Genomic DNA, 17,162 nt, shown 5'->3' with positions numbered 1-17,162 from the left:
GCCACGTCGATGCCATCACATTCACTCCCCGTTGTCCGTTTGGCCCGCGCCCGTGGCGTCACCCTGATCGAGGTACTCGTCGCCCTGGTGGTGCTCTCCATTGGCGTCATTGGGCTGGCGGCCCTTCAGGCGCAGGCGCTTCAGATGAACCAGGGTGCCTACATGCGTGCACAGGCGACCAACCTTGCCTACGACATCGCCGATCGCATGCGCACAAACCGGGCGGCCGCCCTGGATGGCACCTATGACACGAGCTTCCAGTCACCACCCGATTGCGAGGCCCCGGGAACGGGGCCCGACCTGGCAAGCGCCGACCTGACGCAATGGCGGATGGCGCTGGCCTGTGCCCTTCCGGAAGGACAAGGCCGCATCGAACGCAACGGTGATGTTTTCACCATCACCATTCGCTGGGACAACCGGCGCCTGGTGGAGGACGGCGAAGAGCCCTTTGAAGAGTTCGTCACGAGGACCGGGATATGAATGCCGGCCCCTCATTTGGCCCGACCAGGAACCGTGTGCGCGGCTTCACCCTGGTGGAGCTGATGGTCGCGATGGTGCTCGGACTGTTGATCGTGGGCGGGGTCATCGCCCTGTTCGTCTCCACCCAGCAGACCTCGCGCACACAGGAGGCCATGTCGCGCGTGCAGGAAACAGGGCGCTTTGTCATCGAACGCATCGCTCGCGACGCACGGGAGGCCGGGCACCAGGGCTGCCGTGGCGGCAATATCAACAACCTGCTCGACACGGCTAGCACGGATTTCGACCCCTGGTCGCACACGGTCGAATCTGCATTCCTGCCCCCGCAGCCACCCAGCGACCATCTTCGTGGTGACGTCCTGACCCTGCATGGCATGACCTCGATCGGGTCGGTTGCCGTCGCGGTGCCCAATACCACCGCGCCGATCAACACGGTGGACCCGGTCAATGTCTCCCAGGGCGAGATCGTGCTGGTCGCGGACGAGGCCGGCACCACCTGCGAGCTGTTCCAGAACGCCCCAGCCCAGCCCGGCGTGCTCAGCCGTGCGACCGGCGCGAACATCTCGCCAGGCAACGTGGGCGGAGACCTCACGGACTTCTCCGGGCCCGCCACCCTCTCGATCTCCCGGCTCGAAACCATCACCTATTACATCGGCGAATCCTCCGCCAGCCCCGGTGTGACCAGCCTGTTCCGCCGCAGCACGGCGGATACCGATAGCAACGGCAACCCGGTGCGCCGCGAGATCGCCGAGGGGGTGTATGATATGCGGCTGGAATTTGGGCAGGACACCAACGACAACCAGCAGGTCGACCGCTTCGTGGCCGCGGGCAATACCACCAGCTGGAGCGAAAGCGACTGGGCCCGGGTCGCCGCGGTGCGCGTCCACCTTCTCGTCTACAACGGGCTGGACAACAACGTGGTGGATCAGCCCCGCAGCGGACTGCTGTTCGCGAACGAGTTGTTCGATGCGCCGGACCGGCGTCTGTACCAGGTGTTCACTACCACCGTCGCCACGCGCAACCGGCTGGAATGACCATGAACGTGACACCTCGAAGCGCTTCCCGTCGGCATCGGCAGCAGGGCTCGGCCCTGATCGTCGGTCTGGTACTGCTGCTGGTGATCACGCTGGTCGCCGTCACCGGCATGCGCAACACCATTCTGCAGGAGCGGATGACCGGCAACATGCTGGACCGCAACCTGGCGTTTCAGGCCGCCGAGGCTGCCCTGCGGCATGGCCAGATGAATCTTGATCCGGGTGCAGCGGCGGAGCCCGTGGACGCACCAGCCGATCCTCTCGCCTGGGAAGAACGACTCGCCAACGGCGGCGGAACAGCCTATGCCCCGCCGGACGCAGAGGGCTTCGGGCTGTACGCGATGCCGCGCTACTACATCGAGGCCGTGCCAGTTCCCCCGGTGGATGCACTCGCCGCAGACGAAGCCCTGCCCAACCAGGATCTCTACCGGATCACGGTGCGCGCGCAGGGCGGATCACCCGAGGCTGTCGTGATCCTGCAGGCCACCTTCCGCCACTAACCCTCGGCCACCGCATGACGCAAGGATGCCCATGACGCCAGGAATCTCCACGCCGCGAGCCGCGACCCGCCACACCCTGGTTACAGCTGCGCTGGGCGTCGCGCTAGCCAGTATGCCGGCGATCGTGACGGCACAGGTCGCCAACAAGCCGCTGTTCCTCACCGGGCCAGGCCTGCCGCCCAACGTACTGCTGATTCTCGACAACTCGGACAGCATGCAGGAGGGCCTGAGCCAGGGCCGGGTCGCGATGGACTGGGATCAGTGTGCCCCGGGCGAGGACCTGGAACCCGACACGTGCCCGGCCGGTGCCCGCTACGAAGACAGCAAGGGCAGCATCGTCAAACGTGTAGGACAAAACCTGATCAACGAGTATCGAGGGCGCATCAACCTGGGACTGATGGCCTATCAGCAACATCCGCCCAGCAACGCCCGCAACGACGTCTTCATCAGCGCGGTAGACGACCCAGCCGATCTGGGCACCGTGCTCTGGCGTCTGGTCCACCGCCCGCATGACGTGCGCTACGCCCCCACGCCGAATCCCGATTTCTACGATCCGGACCACGAGGGCCCATGGGATTCGGATACCAAGCGCTTCCGCGAGCCCCACCCCACGCGCGACGATGTCTGGGTCTTTTATAACGTGGCCGTGCCCGGCTATCAGTGGATCACGGCGGAGGATGGGGCGACCGGCTTTCCCGAACACGACGAGACCTGGTTCTGCGAATACACCGGAAACTTCGCCGAGGACGACCTGTTTCCGTTCGACTGCTACCGCGATGTCGCCACGGGTTTCGGCGGGCAGCCCGTTTATTCGAACCAGATCCCGCTGAACCTGCTCGGCACCCTGACCGACAGCATGCGCCAGCGCGGTGTTACGCACTGGGGCGAACACATGATCTTTTCCCAGCTCAATCAACCGGAATGGCGCGCCAACCATTCACCGGGCCTCGGCTATCTGCATGTACCCATCGGCGGGTTCGACGCCGACGGCAACGTGGACCCCGACCACTGGGAAGCGATCGAACGCAAGCTGGAGCCTCAACGCCACGACTGGTCACCCGGCGATGGCAATGTGCTGGTGGACCCGGACTGGCCACTGATTGCCGCCGGGCTCACGCCACTCGAGGGGACGATGCGCACCGCGCGTGACTACTTCCTCGGACAAACCGAGCACTTCGGCAGTGATCAGGGGAATCTCGATACGCCCGAGATCCCGCGCAGTTGCGATGTCAACGCCGCGGTCTGGGTCACCGACGGCCTCCCTTCGGTGCAGGCCGACGGTACCGAACTGGGCGACGACCCGGCCACCGCAATCCGCCAGGCGTCCGACGCGATCGAGGACTTCCACGCCACAACCGACGTGGACACCTACATCGTGGGCTTCGCGCTGCCGCCCGGAATCGGGGAACTGGACGACGACATGCCGGAGAACCCGCTGAACCTTCTGGCCGAATCCGGGGGCACCGGCTCCGCCTTTGACGCGGCCAGCGAGGACGGCCTGCAGGACGCCATGTCGCGTATCTTCGAGGGCGTAATCGCGGAGGCGACCGGCAGCTCCGCTGCCGTGGCGGCCAACTCCACCAGCCTGCAGGCCGGGTCCGCGATCTTCCAGGCCGGTTTTGACTCCAGCGACTGGTCGGGAGAGTTGCGGGCCTTTCGGCTGACCAGCCCCGCCCTGGATGGCGGCGAACTGATCGAATCGAGCCCAGCCTGGGATGCCGAGGCCCAGCTGCCATCACCTGCGGGGCGCAACCTGCTGACCTGGGCACCCAGCGAAGAACCGGATGATTTCTCGCCGACCTGGAGCCAGGGCGAAACCGTCGCCTTCGAATTCTCGGCACTCACTGATACCCAGCAGGAAGCCCTGGGCGGAGACGGGACGGGCCCGCAGCTTCTCGACTGGCTGCGTGGCGTGTCGGATAACGAGGGGTTTGACGCAGACCAGTTCCGCCCCCGGCAGCGCCTTCTGGGCGATATCGTGAACTCACGCCCGCTGTTCGTGCATGCGCAGGACTTCGGGTATGGGCACCTTGAGGGCATCGGCGAATCCTACAGTGACGCGCTCGATTCCTGGAGGGCCCAGGCCCCGCTGGTGGCCGTCAACGCGAACGACGGCAAGTTCCATGCGTTCGACGGCCGACTCCCCTGTCAGGACAACCTCCCCGAACCCATTGGTGGCTGCTCCTCGGAAGGCGGACACGAGGTCTTCGCGCTCGTCCCCAACGCCGTCTATGGCGACTTCCAGGACCTCTCCAGACCCGATTACGACCGGCGCTATGTGCTGGATGGCTCACCCCGGTTCGGTCACGTGCATGACGGAACCGGCTGGCGGCGCATCGTGGTGGCCTCGCAGGGGGCGGGTGGAACCGCCGTGTTCGCGCTGGATATCGACCGGCAGGAAGTTCTGTGGGAGATCGACCACCGTCACGAGGCATTCGAGTCCTCTCTCGGCCGGGTCATCGGCGACCCCGTGCTCGGGCGCGCCGCCAGCGGGCAATGGATCACCGCGATTCCGAACGGCTACGGCAGCGAGAACGGCCAGGCTTCAATCCTGATTCTCGACACCCTGAGCGGCGAACAGCTGTTCGAATGGATACCGAACCACCCGGACAACACCGCAGACAACGGCATGTTCAGCCCCGTACCCGTCGACACCAGCGGCGACCGCAAGATCGACCGCATCTACGCCGGGGATCTGAATGGCAACCTCTGGCGTCTGGATCTGGGTGGAAACGGTCCCGCGCAGTGGGGTGCCCCGGGGTTCCTCACTACCGGCAACCAGACTACACCGCTATTCCAGGCCCGTGATGCGAGCGGCACCCGTCAACCGATCACGGCGCGTCCAGCGGTCGCGCGCGACGACAGTGGGCACGTGAACCTGTTCTTTGGCACCGGCCAGTATTTCGAGGTCGACGACAACAACCCCGACAACAGCTCCACGCAGAGCCTGTACGGGGTACGAGATCGCGACGAGAGAATCGTCGAGCGCGCCGATCTGCTGGTCCAGGCGATCCGGCACGAGGTCCAGGCATTCGGCTTTGATCTGCGCGTTACCAGCGATCACACCATGGAGGACAGCCACGCCGGCTGGGTGATGGATCTTGTCTCGCCGCTGTTCGGTTTTCAGGGCGAACGGGTGGTGGAAGATGCCCTGATCCGGCACGGCGACCGCGTCGTCTTTGCCACCCTGATCCCCGAGCCCAGCAGCGATCCCTGCGACCCCGGTGGCGGGACCGGCTGGATCATGGAGTTCGATGCCTTCAGCGGCGGCCGGCTGGAGCGATCGCCCTGGGACCTCAGCGGCGAAGGCTTTGGCGAAGAAAGCTTCGTGGAAGTCCCGGTCGAGAACGAGGATGGCACCGTGGAATCGATCGCCCTGCCCGCCCACGGAATCCGCTCGCCAGTCGGCATTCCCTCGCGGCCAACGGTGGTCGAGGACCAGCAACGGCGGGATCGCGAATACAAACTGCCCGTCGGCTCCGGAGGAGAGGTCTGGCAGATGCCGGACGAGGAACGCCCGGGCTTCACCTGGCGCAGCTGGCGTCAGCTCCGCTAACAGGAGATACAGGATGAACAAACCGGGAACAACCTTCCCCGCGATGGGCCGCCGACGGGCGATCGGCGTGCTGGTTGCGTTGGGTCTGACCCCGACCTTCGCGATGGCCTACGTCGAGCAGGAACGCACGGTTGAAGGCGTGCTGGAACGCAGCCTTCCGGAACAGAAGCAGGTCGTCATCAATGGCGAACGACTGCGCCTGCATTCGCGTCTACCGCATCCGAAGCATCGTCGCACTCATGGCGACACGAGTCCGGCGGTCGGCGACCGGGTACGGGCCACAATCGCTAACGGCCGAGTCGTGCAGCTGGAGCGAAAGCCATGACCCCCAAAGTACCTCGGGGCGGTCTCGGGTTCACCCTCATCGAGGTAATGGTGGTGGTCGCCGTCGTGGGCATCCTCGCAGCGATTGCCTACCCCTCCTACCAGAACCATGTGACCAACACCTGGCGGGGCAATGCCGCCGGCTGCCTGACCGAGGCCGCACAGTCGATGGAGCGGCGCTACACCCGTGAAATGAGCTACGAGGGCGACCTGCCCAGTCGCGGCTGCATGACCGAAAGCGGCATGCCGGATCGGTACAGTTTCCGTCTGGCCGAGGTCGACCGGGCCTCGTTCCGGCTCGAGGCCGTACCCCAGGGGGTCCAGGCCAGCCGTGACACCCGGTGCGGCACCCTTACCCTGAACGAGCGCGGCGAACGCGGTGCCAACGGTACCGCGTCCGATTGCTGGTGAAATCGACGGGCCAGCCCGAACAAGCCCCGGCGATCCGATGCCCAAACAAAAGCGCCCGGCGGGTAAACCCGGCCGGGCGCCTGTTATTGCCTTGCCCCTTGTAGGAGGCGCTGGCGTTGACCGTTACGCCGAGGCGGCGCGGGCGGCCTTCTTGCGTTCGTGCTCGAGCAGGAACTTCTTGCGGATGCGGATGTTTTCCGGCGTGACCTCGACGAGTTCATCGTCGTCGATGAACTCGATGGCCTGCTCCAGCGTCATGCGGATCGGCGGGGTCAGCTGGATGTTCTCGTCCGTGCCGGCGGCGCGGATGTTGGTCAGCTGTTTGGCCTTGAGCGCGTTGACGACCAGGTCGTTCTCGCGCGAGTGCAGGCCGATCACCATGCCCTCGTAGACCTCGTCGCCGGGGCCGATGAACAGCTTGCCGCGATCCTGCAGGTTGAACAGGGCAAAGCCCAGCGCCTTGCCAGCGGCGTTGGCGATCAGCACGCCGTTCTGGCGCGAGGCGACCGCACCCGGCTGGTAGGGGCCGTAGTGGTCAAAGATGTGGTGCAGGATGCCGGTGCCGGAGGTCGCGGTCATGAACTCGGTCTGGAAGCCGATCAGCCCGCGCGACGGGATGATGAAGTCCAGGCGCACGCGGCCCTTGCCGTCCGGGACCATGTTGGTCATGTCGCCCCGGCGTTCGCCGAGCTTTTCCATGATCGTGCCTTGGTGCTGTTCCTCGACGTCGACGGTGACGGCCTCGTAGGGCTCCTGCTTAACGCCGTCCACTTCCTTGATGACCACTTCCGGGCGCGAGACGCCCAGCTCGTAGCCTTCGCGGCGCATGTTCTCGATCAGGATGCCCAGGTGCAGTTCGCCACGCCCGGAGACCTTGAACTTGTCAGCGTCGTCGGTCTCTTCCACGCGCAACGCGACGTTGTGCTTGAGCTCTTCCAGCAGGCGGTCGCGCAGCACACGCGAGGTCACGTACTTGCCTTCGCGCCCGGCGAACGGCGAGGTGTTGACCTGGAAGGTCATGGTCACCGTCGGCTCGTCCACGGTCAGCGGTTCCATCGCCTCGACGTTATTCGGGTCGCACAGGGTGTCGGAGATGTACAGCTCGTCCATGCCGGTGAAGGTAATGATGTCGCCGGCGCGGGCCTCCGCGACCTCGACACGCTCCAGGCCATGGAAGCCCATGATCTGCAGCATGCGGCCATTACGCACCTTGCCCTCGCGGTCTACCACCTTGACCGGGGTGTTCGGCTTGATGCGCCCGCGCTTCACGCGGCCGATGCCGATCAGGCCCTGGTAGGAGTTGTAGTCCAGCGAGGAGACCTGCATCTGGAACGGGCCGTCGGCGTCGACGTTCGGCGGGGACACATGCTCGACGATCGTCTCCAGCAGACAGGTCATGTCGCCTTCGGTGACACTGGAATCCATGCCGGCGAAGCCGTTCAGGGCGGAGGCGAACACGATGGGGAAGTCCAACTGTTCGTCGGTCGCGCCGAGGCGATCGAACAGGTCGAACACCTGGTCCACGGCCCAGTCCGGGCGCGCGCCGGGGCGGTCGACCTTGTTGACCACCACGATCGGCTTGAAGCCCATCGCGAAGGCCTTCTGGGTCACGAAGCGGGTCTGCGGCATCGGGCCGTCGACCGCGTCCACCAGCAGCAGCACGGAGTCGACCATGGACAACACCCGCTCGACCTCGCCACCGAAGTCGGCGTGTCCGGGGGTGTCGACGATGTTGATGCGGTAGTCCTGCCATTCGATGGCCGTGTTCTTGGCCAGGATGGTGATCCCGCGTTCTTTCTCGATCGCGTTCGAATCCATGATCCGCTCGCCGTGGTCGCCGCGCGCATCAAGCGTGCCGGACTGGCGCAGGAGCTGGTCGACCAGCGTGGTCTTGCCATGATCAACGTGGGCGATGATGGCGATGTTGCGAAGCTTCTCGGTCATGGAATACGAACTCTGGATACTGGCAAAAGGGCCGACACTATACAGACTTATTCGTGACCGCGCTGCGACTTCCCTGTTTTGTGCGCAGGCTCCTTCGCCTTCACGCGCCGCCAGCGCAGCACATCGACCACCTGCCCTGCATCGGTAGCCGGCGCCCTCGGCCGCAACCGATTCACCTCGTTACCCCGCCCACAGTCACCCTGCCCCGGTCATCCCGGCCGCAGCGCAGCGAAGCGCCGGGATCTCCCGCGCCGGATCGGCCTCAAGGGTTGGGAATACCCCGACGCATGAGATCCCGGATAACCGCTTGGCGGTTTCCGGGATGACCGTGTGGAGGCTTCGAGGGTCCGGGATAGCCCGAGCAAGGGTCGGTTCGAGGGGGTTGGCGGCGCCATGTGCGGGCGACCGCGCGGGAGATCAGGTGCTGGGTTCGTCTTCCGGGGGCGGGAGCTGGAGGTGAAAGCCCTGCTCCTTGAGGTTGGCCAGGACCTTTTGCGGGTCTTCCTGGGCCAGGCTGCGCTCCGGGGTCAGTTCGAACTCCAGGGCGAACTCGAGGCGCCCGAGTGCACGGGTCAGGCCATCGGGGAGCTCGGAGAAGTCGTCCTTCTGCGGCAGGTAGACGTAGGTATCGGCGCGCCGGGTCGCGCGGTAGACATAGCACTGCATGGGTTCAGTCCTCGAGATAGGTGTAGCCGGTCAGGCCCTGTTCCAGCTCCGCCAGCAGCCGGCCCGCGGCCTCGCCACGCAGGCCGGCGGCGTCGATCTTGGCGCGGAAGGTGCGGCGCAGGTCATCCGGGGCAAAGTGCACATAGGAGAGCAGTTCGTCGACGGTGTCGCCACGCTCCGGGTCGACCAGTCGGTACCCGCCCTCGGGCAGCAGCTCAACGTTCACGGTATCCGTGTCGCCGAACAGGTTGTGCAGATCCCCAAGGATCTCCTGGTAGGCGCCCACCAGGAAGATGCCGAGGTAGTACGGCTCGCGGTCGTTCCACGGGTGCAGGGCGAGCGTGGTATGCGTGCCCTCGCGCTCCACGTAGTGCTCGATGTGGCCATCGGAGTCGCAGGTCAGGTCCTGCAATACCGCGCGCCGGGTGGGCCGCTCGGCCAGCCGGTGCAGCGGCATGATCGGGAAGATCTGGTTGATCGCCCAGGTGTCCGGGATCGACTGGAACACGGAGAAGTTGCAGAAGACCTTGTCCGCCAGCTTGTCGGTCAGTTCCGCGTGGATCTCCGCCGGCAGGGCCTCGGGCCGCGCCAGCAGGCGCTGGCACAGGGCGAAGTAGATCGCCTCGGCGCGGGCACGGTCCGCCAGCGACAGCATCCCGCGGGCAAAGCGTGCCTGCACCTCGGACAGGCCGTAGGCGGCATCGTGGTAGATCTCGGAGGCCGGGCGCTCGCCGTCCTCCAGCAGGGCGCGCATGGCGGCGATCTCGGGCAGCTCGCCATTCTCGGCGGGCGGGACGTCGCCATCACCCGGGGCCGGCTCGCAGTCGATCACGTTGGTGATCAGCACCGCGTGGTGTGCGGTCAGGGCGCGGCCCGACTCGCTGAACACCTCCGGCATGACCAGGCCCTGCTCCTCGCAGATGCGCTTGAGCGGGCGCAGGATGTTCAGCGCGTACTCCTCCACCGAATAGTTGATGGAGCACTCGTTGCGCGAACGCGAGCCCTCGTAGTCGATTCCGAGACCGCCGCCGACATCCACCACCCGCAGGGCCGCACCGGCCTCGGTCAGCGCGGCGAAGTAGCTGGCCGCCTCGCCCATGCCATTCTGGATGTCGCGGATGTTCGCGATCTGCGAGCCCATGTGGAAGTGCAGCAGTTGCAGCCGGTCCAGCCAGCCAAGACCCCGCAGGCGCTCCAGGATGCCCAGCACATCCGCCGCGGACAGGCCGAACTTGGCCTTCTCGCCACCGGTGTTCTGCCACTTGCCCTTGCCGATTGAGGCCAGGCGCACGCGCAGGCCCAGCAGCGGCTCGACCTGCATGGCCTCGGCCTGGCGGATCACCTCCTCCAGCTCGGAGGGCTTTTCGATCACGATATACACGCGATGCCCGAGCTGGCGCCCGATCAGCGCCAGGCGCACGTATTCGCGGTCCTTGTAGCCATTGCAGATGATCGCCGCACCCGGGCGCGACTGCGCCAGCACGGCCATCAGCTCCGGCTTGCTGCCGGCCTCCAGCCCCACACGCGGGGTCAGCCCCGCGGCATCCGGCTGATCGCCGGCCGCCAGGATCTGATCCACCACGCTGCGCTGCTGGTTGACCTTGATCGGGTAGATGGCGGTGAACGCACCTTCGTACTCCAGCTCGCGCGCGGCGGTGTCGAAGGCCCGCGCCAGGCGGCGCACCCGGCCGTCCAGCACATCCTGGAATCGCACCAGCACCGGCGGACCCACATGCTCCTCGCGCAGACGACCCGCCAGCTCGTACAGATCCACGCCGGGGTGATCCGGCCAGTCCGCACGGCGCATCGCCACGTGGCCTGCGGCGTTCACCTCGAAGAAGCCACCGTTCCAGTGATCGATACCGTAGGTGGCGCGGGCCTCATCCAGATTCCAGGGCGTGACGGTCATGGTATTCCCGGATTTTAAAAGCTAGGAAAGCCCCGTCATTGCGAGGAGCGAAGCGACGTGGCAATCGCCTTCATGATCCACCCGAACACCAGGGGCAAGCAGGGCACCCAAGCGCACTGCCCTCATTCAGGAGATTACTCGCTACGCTCACCCTTCGGGCCGGCCGGCGGCCGTTCAACGCAGCTTCGCTGCTTTTGTACGTCGTCGCCTACGGTTCCTCGCAATGACGAGAAGAGCGGAGTTGCCCGCAGGATACAGGGCACTATCATAGCGGCGCATCATACCGTCCACCGCACCGGCAAGGGGAGCCGCCAATGGCACTCGACAACAACTGGTTCAGCGAACCGCACGAAGACATGGCGCTGTCCCTGCGCATCAAGCAGAAGCTGCACGAGGAACAGACCCCGTACCAGAAGATCGAGATCTACGAGACCGAGGCCTTCGGCAACCTGATGGTGATCGACGACTGCGTGATGCTCACCGGCCGCGACACCTTTATCTACCACGAGATGATGTCGCACCCGGTGCTGTACTCGCACAGCGCCCCGAAGAACGTGGTCATCATCGGCGGCGGCGACTGCGGCACCCTGCGCGAAGTGCTCAAGCACGACGAGGTCGAGCACGCCGTACAGGTGGATATCGACGAGCGCGTCACCCGCCTGTCCGAGCAGTACTTCCCGGAGCTGTGCGACGCCAACGACGACCCGCGCGCCGAGCTGCTGTTCGACGACGGCGTGCAGTACCTGAAGGACGCCGCCCCCGGCTCCATCGACGTGATCATTGTCGACTCCACCGACCCGGTCGGCCCGGCCGAAGGCCTGTTCTCCACCGCGTTCTACAAGGACTGCGTGAAGGCCCTGGGCCCGGACGGCCTGCTGGTGCAGCAGAGCGAATCGCCGCTGCTGCACACCGACAGCATCATCCGCCCGATGCACGACAGCCTGCGCGCGGCGAATTTCATCGACGCCCTGACGATGCACTTCCCGCAGGCCACCTACCCCTCCGGCTGGTGGACCTGCACCATCGCCGCGAAGGACTGCCCGGTGTCATTCCTGCGCGAAGAGGCAGCCGAGGAGCTGCCGTTTGTCACGCACTACTACAACGCCGCGATCCACCGCGCCGCCGGTGCTACTCCGGAGTTCTTCCGTCGCAAGCTGTTCGCCTGATCGCGCGCCAGGCCCCTGGCGGGGCCCTTCAATAACCCGTCATTGCGAGGCCCCGCAGGGGCCGTGGCACAAAAGCGCGAAGCGCGTTGAACGGCCGCAGGCCGGCCCGAAGGGCGAGCGCAGCGAGTAATCTCCCAACGAAACCCCCGACGTCTGCCCCGGCCGGCGTCAGGGCGCCCACGGAGATCGCCACGGCGCTGCGCGCCTCGCGATGACGGGCACCACAAACGCCGCAGGGTGCACCAATCCGGGCGTTTTCTTGCTGGCAATTCGGGCGCGCGCTACCATTACTACATTTGTAGCAATAGGAGCAGGCCATGAGTTTGCCCGTCCGCATTGATGAAACGCTCTACCAGCAGGCCCGCGCCCACGCGAAGGCCGAGCACCGAACCATCGCCGGCCAGATCGAGTTCTGGGCCGAGGTCGGGCGTACCGCCATGGACAATCCCGACCTGCCCATCGACTTCATCTGTGAACTCCTGATCGCGCGTGCCGAGGGCCGGGAGCTGGCCACGCCGTTCACGCCCGAGGGCCAGCGCGACTGATGACCACGGACGTGGAGGTGCTGCAAAGCACCCGATTCCGACGGGCTTACAAGCGCCTGCACCCTGCCCAGAAGGCGGACGTGGACGACGCGGTCGCCGACATCATCCGCGACCCCGAGCTGGGTACCAGCAAGAAAGGGGATCTGGCGGGGGTCATGGTTTACAAGTTCAAATCACGCGGGCAACTGATGCTGCTCGCCTATGAGTACGATCCTCGCACGCGCCACCTGCTCCTGCTGGGGACACACGAGAACTTCTACCGGGACCTGAAACGCGATTCTTAATGCCGCCCGGACGTGTATCTGACCGATGCGGTTCGCTGCGCTCAGCGCATCCTACGGGGCTTCAATAACCCGTCATTGCGAGGCCCCGCAGGGGCCGTGGCACAAAAGCGCGAAGCGCGTTGAACGGCCGCCGGCCGGCCCGAAGGGCGAGCGCAGCGAGTAATCTCCCAACGAACCCCCCGACGCCTTCCCCGGCCGGCGTCAGGGCCGCCCACGGAGATCGCCACGGCGCTGCGCGCCTCGCGATGACGGGCACCACAAACGCCGCAGGGTGCATTGAGCTCGTGACTAGGCGTGGCGGCCGGCCTTGAGGCGGTCGAGGCGCAGGCGCTCGCGGGTGTCGAACAGGCGGCGGGAGGCGAACCAGACAGCGCCCAGGGTGCCGAAGCCGGTACCGGCGGTGATCAGGAACATGATCAGGATCTGGTACTTCACGGCCTCCACTGGCGGGGCGCCGGCCAGGATCTGGCCGGTCATCATGCCCGGCAGGCTGACGATGCCGGCGGCGGCCATGGCGTTGATGGTCGGCATCAGGCCGGAGCGCGCGGCCTCGCGGCGCATGGTCGTGACCGCCTCGCTCCAGGAGGCCCCCATTGCCAGCCGGCCCTCGATGGTGCGCCGCTCGCGCCAGACGGTCTGGGTCAGGCGGTCCAGCCCCAATGCAATACCGGTCATGGTGTTGCCGAGCAGCATGCCCAAAAGCGGGATCGCGTACTGCGGCTCCCACCAGGGGGTCGGACCGACCATGGTGGTCAGTGCCAGCACCGTGACTGCGAACGCCGAGATGAACATGGTGACGGTGCCGATCCCGTAGCCCCAGAGCCCGGCGAAGCGGCGCTGCTGGCGCGCCATCACCTCGTAGCCGGCCACCGCGAGCATGACCACGGCCATCAGCGCCACCCAGCCAAGCTGGGCGTGGTCGAACAGCGTCTGCAGGATCAGCCCGACCAGCAGCAGCTGGATCACGGTACGCGCCCCGGCGATCAGCAGGCTGCGCCCCAGGCCCATGCGCGCCCAGACGGTCACCCCGGCCAGCGCGACGACCAGCAGCGCCGCCAGACTCAGATCGAATGGGGAAAGCGAGATCAGCTCCATGCGGGGGCCTCCAGCTTGCCGTTGCTGATGGTCAGGATGCGTCCACCGAGGCGCTGGCGTTGCAGCGTGTCATGGCTGACCCAAAGGGCCGCCGCCTCTTCCTCCGCTAGATATGTGCGTACCGCGCGTTCGATGCGCCTAGTGTTTTCCAGATCAAGGTTGGCGGTGGGCTCGTCCAGCAGGAGGACACGCGGCTGGTTCAGCAATGCGCGCAACAGGCCCAGGCGCTGCTTCTCGCCGCTGGAGAGGCGTTCGACCTCCCAGTGCAGGGACTCTTCCGGAAGGGCAACCTGCTCCAGCAGGTGCAGCGCCGTCTCGCGCGAGAAATCGGCGGGTAGATGATCATCCACGCGCTCGTCCCACCAGGCGGTCTCGGCCGGCACATAGGCGACCTGCCGGCGCCATTGCACCGGAGTCATCGAGTCGCGGGGCACACCAGCCAGGCGGACCTCGCCGGTATTCGGATCCAGGTCCGCCAGCGCGCGCAGCAGCAGAGACTTGCCGGAGCCTGAAGCACCGGTAAGCTGCACCAGCTCGCCGGGCTGGAGTTGCAGTTCCAGCGGGCCCAGGTGGGCCGTTTTCAGCTCATGTGCTTCGAACAGGCGATCCATGCTGGCGGTTCCGGTCAGGCGAAAGCGGAATCGTAACCGAACCCGCGGGGCTTCGCGGGGGCAAAAAAAGAGGGCGCCGGGGAGGCGCCCTGAAAGCCAACATCCTTGAGTCCTGGGAGACTGTTGCTGTCGGCGTCGGAGGAGACACTTTGGGGGTTCGACCCGGCCCTCCAGGCCGAACCCCTGCGCGCGTTTCGAATGTTTACTGCTTCCCGGTGAATTCCGGGTAGGCCTCGAGGCCACACTCGGTGATGTCGGCACCGATGTCCTCGTCCTCTTCGCTCAGGCGAATGCCCATCACCGCCTTCAGGATGGCCCAGACGATCAGGGAAGCCGTGAAGACGAAGGCGAAGATGGCGAGCAGGCCCGCGATCTGGCCGAAGAACGTCGCGTCCGGGTTGGACAGCAGCACCGCCATCACACCCCAGATACCGGCGGTACCGTGCGCGGAGATCGCCCCGACCGGGTCGTCGATCTTCAGCTTGTCCAGCGCGACGATCGAGAAGACCACGATCACGCCACCAATGGCACCGATGATCATCGCCAGGAACGGGCTGGGCATCAGCGGCTCGGCGGTGATGGACACCAGGCCCGCGACCGCGCCGTTCAGCGCCATGGTCAGATCGGCCTTGCCGAACACCAGACGAGTGGTGATCAGGGCAGCGATCACACCCCCGGCCGCGGCCAGGTTGGTGTTGGCGAACACGGCGGCCACGGCGTTGGCGGATTCGATGTCCGAGACCTTCAGCTCGGAGCCGCCATTGAAGCCGAACCAGCCCAACCACAGGATCAGCACGCCCAGAGTGGCCAACGGCATGTTGGAGCCCGGGATCGCGTTGATCTGGCCGTCCTTGCCGTACTTGCCCTTGCGCGCCCCAAGGAGCAGCACACCGGCCAGCGCCGCAGCGGCACCCGTGAAGTGGACGATGCCGGAACCGGCGTAGTCGAGGTAGCCGATCTGGTCGAGGAAGCCTTCGCCCCAGCTCCAGAAGCCCTGGATCGGGTAGATGAAGCCGGTCAGCACGACCGCAAAGGCGAGGAAGGCCCACAGCTTCATCCGTTCGGCTACGGCACCCGAGACGATGGACATCGCGGTCGCCACGAACACGACCTGGAAGAAGAAGTCGGCACGATCGGAGTAGTAGATGTCGCCATCACTACCCAGCACGTCACCCACGGCGTTGTCGCCCGTGATCAGGAAGCCCAGGCTCGGGATCACGGAGCTCAGGCCATCGCCGTACATAATGTTGTAGCCGATCAGCATGTACATGATGCTGGCGATCGAATACAGGGCGATATTCTTGGTCGCGATTTCGGCGACACTCTTGGTGCGCACCATCCCGGCCTCGAGCATGGTAAAGCCCGCGGCCATCCACATCACCAGTGCACCGGCCACCAGAAAATAAAAGGTGTCCATCGCATAGGCGAGTTCGACAACTTGTTGTTCAATTTCCATGATTGAAATTCCTCATTCGATGGAAGAGGGAAAACCCTTAAAGGGCTTCCGGGCCGGTCTCGCCCGTGCGAATACGCACGACCTGCTCCACCGGGGTGATAAAGATCTTGCCGTCGCCGATCTTGCCCGTACTGGCAGACTTGGAAATGGCCTCGACCACCTGATCGACCAGGTTTTCGTCGACAGCCACTTCCAGTTTCACCTTGGGCAGAAAATCGACCACGTATTCGGCGCCGCGATAGAGCTCGGTATGGCCGCGCTGACGACCAAAACCCTTTACTTCGGTCATGGTCATTCCTTGCACGCCGATCTCCGAGATCGCCTCGCGGACATCATCAAGCTTGAACGGCTTGATCACGGCGGTAATCATCTTCATGTCGGACTCCTTGAGCGGGGCCGCCTGAGGGCGGACCCGCAGTTACTTGAGTGGAAAAGCCGGGTTTAGAACGTCTTGGTCCAGCCCACCCAGGCGCCAACGTCCTCGTCGGACTCGTCGACGTATTCAAGGTTGAAGCTGAACTCGCCCCAGTCGCCCGCATCGCGGGTGAGGCTCGCGGTGTAGTGGGTGTAGTTGTCGAGATCGGAGTCATCGAAGTTGGTGCGGCCCACGAGGAAGCCAGCGCTATAGACATCCATGAACGGGATATCCAAGCCGGCGTAGTAGTACATATCCTTTTTCTCGAGCGCGGAATCACTGCTGTCGTTCACGACATAGGCCATACCGGTGTACAAACCAACGGGCCCGGTATCGAACGAAACTTCACCGTAGACTTCGCCGAAGTCGGCGCTCAGGGAACCGCTGTCATCGCGCGCATCGGGGTAGGCGTAATACAGATACCCAACATCGTAGCCAAAGCCATTGTCGAACTCGTCGGCAAAGCCGAGATAAAGATCCATTTCGTAGCTGGTGTCGTCGCCAAAGTCGACGTTGGAGAGCCAGGTGCCGACGTAGAAGCCGGATTCGTGCTCATAGTCGATACCGCCCTGAATTGCGGCGCCATCATCGGTTTCGGAAAAGCCGCGGAAGTAGTAGTTGGAAACCGCCCCAATGTTCACGGAAAGCTCCGCGGTGGCAGTAGAGGTAAAGGCCACACCACCGGTGGAGCCGACAGTGACGATGGCGGCGGCCAGCGCGGAACGAGTGAACTTCTTCATATTGTGTTCTCCCAGTTGTGCAATCGAGT

The 17,162-nt window shown here is 65.1% G+C and carries 17 protein-coding genes; 9 read left to right on the top strand and 8 right to left on the bottom strand.

The genetic code is table 11. From position 1 onward, the window contains the following. The first annotated feature begins 9 nt into the window (after positions 1–9). The 6 genes from pilV to F468_RS0101880 are packed head-to-tail and all read left to right on the top strand — an operon-like array spanning position 10 to position 6,302. The gene (gene pilV, locus F468_RS0101905) at positions 10–480 is read left to right on the top strand and encodes a type IV pilus modification protein PilV (protein ID WP_038048868.1); all 471 of its coding nucleotides are present in this window, start codon (positions 10–12) and stop codon (positions 478–480) included. Further along, the gene (locus F468_RS0101900; protein WP_018862866.1) at positions 477–1,511 is read left to right on the top strand and encodes a PilW family protein; all 1,035 of its coding nucleotides are present in this window, start codon (positions 477–479) and stop codon (positions 1,509–1,511) included. Before pilV ends, F468_RS0101900 begins: the two co-directional genes overlap by 4 nt. 2 nt (positions 1,512–1,513) lie before the next feature. Continuing rightward, on the top strand, positions 1,514–2,011 hold the full coding sequence (locus F468_RS0101895; protein WP_018649173.1) for a PilX N-terminal domain-containing pilus assembly protein: 498 nt from the start codon (positions 1,514–1,516) through the stop codon (positions 2,009–2,011). Positions 2,012–2,042: 31 nt separating this feature from the next. After that, positions 2,043–5,567 carry a pilus assembly protein gene (locus tag F468_RS0101890; RefSeq protein WP_231373167.1) on the top strand — a complete coding sequence of 1,175 codons (3,525 nt, stop codon included), beginning with the start codon at positions 2,043–2,045 and terminating at the stop codon, positions 5,565–5,567. A gap of 13 nt (positions 5,568–5,580) precedes the next feature. Next, on the top strand, positions 5,581–5,892 hold the full coding sequence (locus F468_RS0101885) for a hypothetical protein (RefSeq protein WP_018649171.1): 312 nt from the start codon (positions 5,581–5,583) through the stop codon (positions 5,890–5,892). Next, on the top strand, positions 5,889–6,302 hold the full coding sequence (locus tag F468_RS0101880) for a type IV pilin protein (RefSeq protein ID WP_018649170.1): 414 nt from the start codon (positions 5,889–5,891) through the stop codon (positions 6,300–6,302). The genes F468_RS0101885 and F468_RS0101880 overlap by 4 nt, the downstream gene beginning before the upstream one ends. Before the next feature lie 123 nt (positions 6,303–6,425). On the opposite strand, the gene typA is transcribed toward F468_RS0101880, so the two are convergent. The 3 genes from typA to speA all read right to left on the bottom strand — a co-directional run bounded on the left by typA (position 6,426) and on the right by speA (position 10,821). Further along, positions 6,426–8,246, bottom strand: a complete 1,821-nt coding sequence (gene typA / locus F468_RS0101875; RefSeq protein WP_018175170.1) for a translational GTPase TypA — start codon at positions 8,244–8,246, stop codon at positions 6,426–6,428. A gap of 417 nt (positions 8,247–8,663) precedes the next feature. Further along, on the bottom strand, positions 8,664–8,912 hold the full coding sequence (locus tag F468_RS0101870; RefSeq protein WP_018138978.1) for a YcgL domain-containing protein: 249 nt from the start codon (positions 8,910–8,912) through the stop codon (positions 8,664–8,666). A gap of 4 nt (positions 8,913–8,916) precedes the next feature. Further along, complete coding sequence (gene speA, locus F468_RS0101865) at positions 8,917–10,821, bottom strand: biosynthetic arginine decarboxylase (RefSeq protein ID WP_018994521.1); 1,905 nt, start codon at positions 10,819–10,821, stop codon at positions 8,917–8,919. 314 nt (positions 10,822–11,135) lie between these two features. On the opposite strand from speA, the gene speE reads away from it, so the two are divergent. The 3 genes from speE (at position 11,136) to F468_RS0101850 (ending at position 12,816) form a co-directional block, all read left to right on the top strand. Next, a complete protein-coding gene (gene speE, locus F468_RS0101860) occupies positions 11,136–11,987 on the top strand; it encodes a polyamine aminopropyltransferase (protein WP_018994520.1) in 852 nt (283 codons plus the stop codon). 317 nt (positions 11,988–12,304) lie between these two features. Further along, a complete protein-coding gene (locus tag F468_RS0101855) occupies positions 12,305–12,532 on the top strand; it encodes a ParD-like family protein (protein WP_012981615.1) in 228 nt (75 codons plus the stop codon). Beyond that, positions 12,532–12,816 carry a type II toxin-antitoxin system RelE/ParE family toxin gene (locus F468_RS0101850; protein WP_018994519.1) on the top strand — a complete coding sequence of 95 codons (285 nt, stop codon included), beginning with the start codon at positions 12,532–12,534 and terminating at the stop codon, positions 12,814–12,816. Before F468_RS0101855 ends, F468_RS0101850 begins: the two co-directional genes overlap by 1 nt. A gap of 288 nt (positions 12,817–13,104) precedes the next feature. On the opposite strand, the gene fetB is transcribed toward F468_RS0101850, so the two are convergent. The 5 genes from fetB to F468_RS0101825 all read right to left on the bottom strand — a co-directional run bounded on the left by fetB (position 13,105) and on the right by F468_RS0101825 (position 17,133). Further along, positions 13,105–13,911, bottom strand: coding sequence for an iron export ABC transporter permease subunit FetB (fetB, locus tag F468_RS0101845; protein ID WP_012981613.1), 807 nt, complete (start codon positions 13,909–13,911; stop codon positions 13,105–13,107). Next, positions 13,902–14,522, bottom strand: coding sequence for an ATP-binding cassette domain-containing protein (locus F468_RS0101840; RefSeq protein WP_018994518.1), 621 nt, complete (start codon positions 14,520–14,522; stop codon positions 13,902–13,904). Before F468_RS0101840 ends, fetB begins: the two co-directional genes overlap by 10 nt. Positions 14,523–14,724: 202 nt before the next feature. Continuing rightward, positions 14,725–15,978, bottom strand: coding sequence for an ammonium transporter (locus F468_RS0101835; protein WP_018138249.1), 1,254 nt, complete (start codon positions 15,976–15,978; stop codon positions 14,725–14,727). 37 nt (positions 15,979–16,015) lie between these two features. Then, entirely contained in the window at positions 16,016–16,354 is a 339-nt protein-coding gene (locus F468_RS0101830) for a P-II family nitrogen regulator (RefSeq protein WP_012981610.1), read from the bottom strand. A gap of 65 nt (positions 16,355–16,419) precedes the next feature. Continuing rightward, positions 16,420–17,133, bottom strand: coding sequence for a TorF family putative porin (locus F468_RS0101825; protein WP_018994517.1), 714 nt, complete (start codon positions 17,131–17,133; stop codon positions 16,420–16,422). Positions 17,134–17,162: the final 29 nt, after the last annotated feature.

This window comes from Thioalkalivibrio sp. ALJ2 (assembly GCF_000378325.1).
Classification (GTDB): domain Bacteria; phylum Pseudomonadota; class Gammaproteobacteria; order Ectothiorhodospirales; family Ectothiorhodospiraceae; genus Thioalkalivibrio.
This window is presented reverse-complemented; position numbering and strand designations above follow the sequence as displayed.